This window comes from Nitrospira sp. BLG_2 (genome assembly GCF_049222245.1).
This window is the reverse complement of the sequence record NZ_JBLYIG010000669.1, coordinates 1-2829: the sequence shown is the minus strand read 5'-3', so window position 1 is coordinate 2829 and position 2829 is coordinate 1. Positions and strand designations below refer to the sequence as shown.

The following is a 2829-nucleotide window of genomic DNA, read 5'->3' as shown; positions in this document are numbered from 1 at the left end:
AGAGGTCTTTGCCGACGCATTACTATACACACGGTCGCTTGTGGCTGAGTTGAGTCCGCCGGTGCTGCGGGACCATGGCCTCTGCGCCGGACTGCGATGGCTCGGGAGCTATATGGAGAAGTATGAGATGACCGTGGCGGTGGCTGTGCCGAAGGCTGAACCGGCCCTGCCGGAAGATCAATCGGTGCTGCTGTTCCAATCGGCGCGCGAGTTGTTGATGAATGCCTTGAAACATGCCGGAACCACCGAGGCCGTCGTTGGCTTGGAACAGACGGCCGACCGATTACGGATCACTGTGAGCGATAAAGGAGCCGGTTTCGATCTTGCTGCAGTCACCGCCGCTGAGCCGGCCGGCGGTCTGTCTTCCAAATTCGGCCTCTTCAGCATCAAGGAACGCATGCGCTCGCTCGGCGGGTCGTTGGAGCTGGAGTCGGCTCCGGGCAAGGGAACGATCGCGACGCTGGTCTTGCCGTTGGCTCGGCACCGCCAAGCTGAGGTCAAGGTTCAGGCTGAGAGTCAGGAGAGAAGCTTTTCCTCAACCTTGCAGCCCCCTGCTTCTCGCATTCATGTCTTGCTGGTCGACGACCATGCCATGGTTCGGCAGGGGCTTCGCGCGATGTTGGAGGGCTACGAAGATGTGCAGATCGTCGGAGAAGCCGTGGACGGCCAGGACGCCGTGCGGTTGGCCGAGCAACTGCGGCCCGGCATCGTGGTGATGGACATCAACATGCCGAACATGAACGGCATTGAAGCCACACGTGAGATTACTACCCGCTATCCCAACATCATCGTGATCGGATTGTCGGTGAATGCCGGCGACGACAATCACCACGCGATGATCAGGGCCGGCGCCGCCACGCTGCTCACGAAGGAAGCGGCGGTCGAGCAGCTCTACCAGACCATGCTGGCGGTATTGAAGGATGTCTGCCCCGTCGCATGACGTTTCATTCCGCCAGTTCGTGCGCATCAAGCCCCATTAATTCCCGACATTGTGTGCGCCTCCTCTCCCCGCGCGGTTCGCCGACACCGGTTTGTCTTAACCGATACGTGCAAATTTTCCGTGAACTAGGGTTGACCCGAGGTTCCTGCGGAATCCTATCTGTGTAGGGTGCATTGTCAGGCCGATAAAAAAAGGAGGAAAAGCTATGAGGGCGACTCACATTGATCAAGTTAGAGATAGGCTAGAGCAACGGGGTACGGCTTGTCCGTTGGAAGAGATCATGGAGCTTTGTCCGGAGTTGACCTGGAATCAGGTGTTTCTTGCCATCGATCATTTGAGCAGAACCGGACAAGTCCGGGTAATGATGGATGTGGGCAAGACTTATACGGTACAGGCCTATCGTCCGGTTGCAGCGGTCGCCTCGACCGCCGCGTAACGACAGCGTCGATTGATCCGCCCTTCGCCGACACACAGATATCCGGCCAGAAGGCCGGAACATCGCACTCAAGGCATGTGGAAATGCCCACAAAAGCTCATGCCACCCAGGACACAGTAGCAGAAACTCGCGTCGGTCTCGGAGAAGCGACGTGCACCCATCGGCGTATCATTGAGGATATTTTGACCAAGGGCGGTAAACGGACCGGGAAAGTCCGCTGTCTTGAATGTCGGGCGATCTTTGATGATCCCTACAGGGTCTTCAAGTAACAAGTCGCTTATCCGCAATACATGACCGCCGGGTTACTTGTCGCGTTCTGGGACAGGTGAGCTTTTCCGCTGTTGCGAATCTCCCCCTCACTCAAGCTTCCTTCGATCCGGCAAGTCGTTCAACTTGTGAATCTTTCTAGAAAGAATCCTAACTGATTGCCTTCTTTCACAGGCTTCTTCCTTGCAATTTAGACTCTTCCCAATATGGCTCTGACAACCCGGACCTATATCTTCGCGGCCAACGTCGTGGCTGTGGGGGGGATACGTATTGGTCGTTCGGCAGCAAATTGACTGGTAAAGGAGGAATGGACCATGACACGAACAATGAAAGCTTTTGTGATGCAGAAGCTGGGCTCTGTGGGAATGATGGAGAAGCCGATTCCCGACCCTGGGCCAAATGATGCAATCGTCAAAACCACTGCCGCGCTCATCTGCACCTCGGATGTCCATACCGTCGATGGGGCGATTGGAGAACGGACCAACCTGACCCTGGGTCATGAAGCCGTCGGGGTTGTCTACAAACTAGGAAGCGCCGTCAAGGGGTTTCGGGAGGGAGATCGGGTCGGAGTGAACGCCATCACTCCCTGTTATCAGTGCGAGAATTGCCTGCGCGGCTACACATCGCAGTGCCAGGAGATGCTCGGTGGGTGGAAGTTTGCCAACGTCAAGGATGGCAATCTCGCCGAATATTTCCACGTCAACAGCGCGCAAGCGAACTTGGCGCCGATTCCAACGGGTCTTACCGATGAGCAGGTCGCGTACTGCTCGGACATGATGTCCACCGGGTTCATGGGGGCCGAACACGCGAATATTCCCATAGGCGGGACGGTGGCGGTCTTCGCCCAGGGCCCGGTCGGCCTCATGGCTACGATGGGGGCCCGCCTCCTGGGGGCCGGTCTGGTCATTGCCGTGGAGGCTGTGCCCCAGCGGAAGAAACTGGCGAAAGAGTTCGGGGCGGATGTCGTGATCGACTTCAAAGAACAGGATCCCGTCCAAACCATTCTGGACCTGACAGGCGGGCAGGGCGTAGATTCGTCCATTGAAGCCCTCGGGGCTCAGGCGACGTTCGAGGCTTGTATCAAGGCAACGCGTCCCGGAGGGACCATCTCCAACGTGGGTTATCACGGAGAAGGGAATTACGTGCAGGTACCGCGCAAAGAATGGGGCGTCGGGATGAGCGACAA

General features: G+C 57.4%; 4 protein-coding genes. All 4 read left to right on the top strand.

The features are described from left to right. The coding region (locus ACOSYY_RS17680) for an ATP-binding response regulator (protein WP_421664153.1) at positions 1-940 on the top strand (940 nt) is incomplete at its 5' end. Positions 941-1145: 205 nt separating this feature from the next. Next, positions 1146-1376 (top strand): hypothetical protein, encoded by a 231-nt coding sequence (locus ACOSYY_RS17675; RefSeq protein ID WP_421664152.1) that lies wholly within the window; start codon positions 1146-1148, stop codon positions 1374-1376. Between the two features lie 83 nt (positions 1377-1459). Next, positions 1460-1645, top strand: coding sequence for a hypothetical protein (locus ACOSYY_RS17670; RefSeq protein WP_421664151.1), 186 nt, complete (start codon positions 1460-1462; stop codon positions 1643-1645). Positions 1646-1969: 324 nt separating this feature from the next. Then, positions 1970-2829, top strand: an 860-nt coding sequence (locus ACOSYY_RS17665; RefSeq protein WP_526023344.1) for a zinc-binding dehydrogenase, incomplete at its 3' end; no start/stop codon positions are given.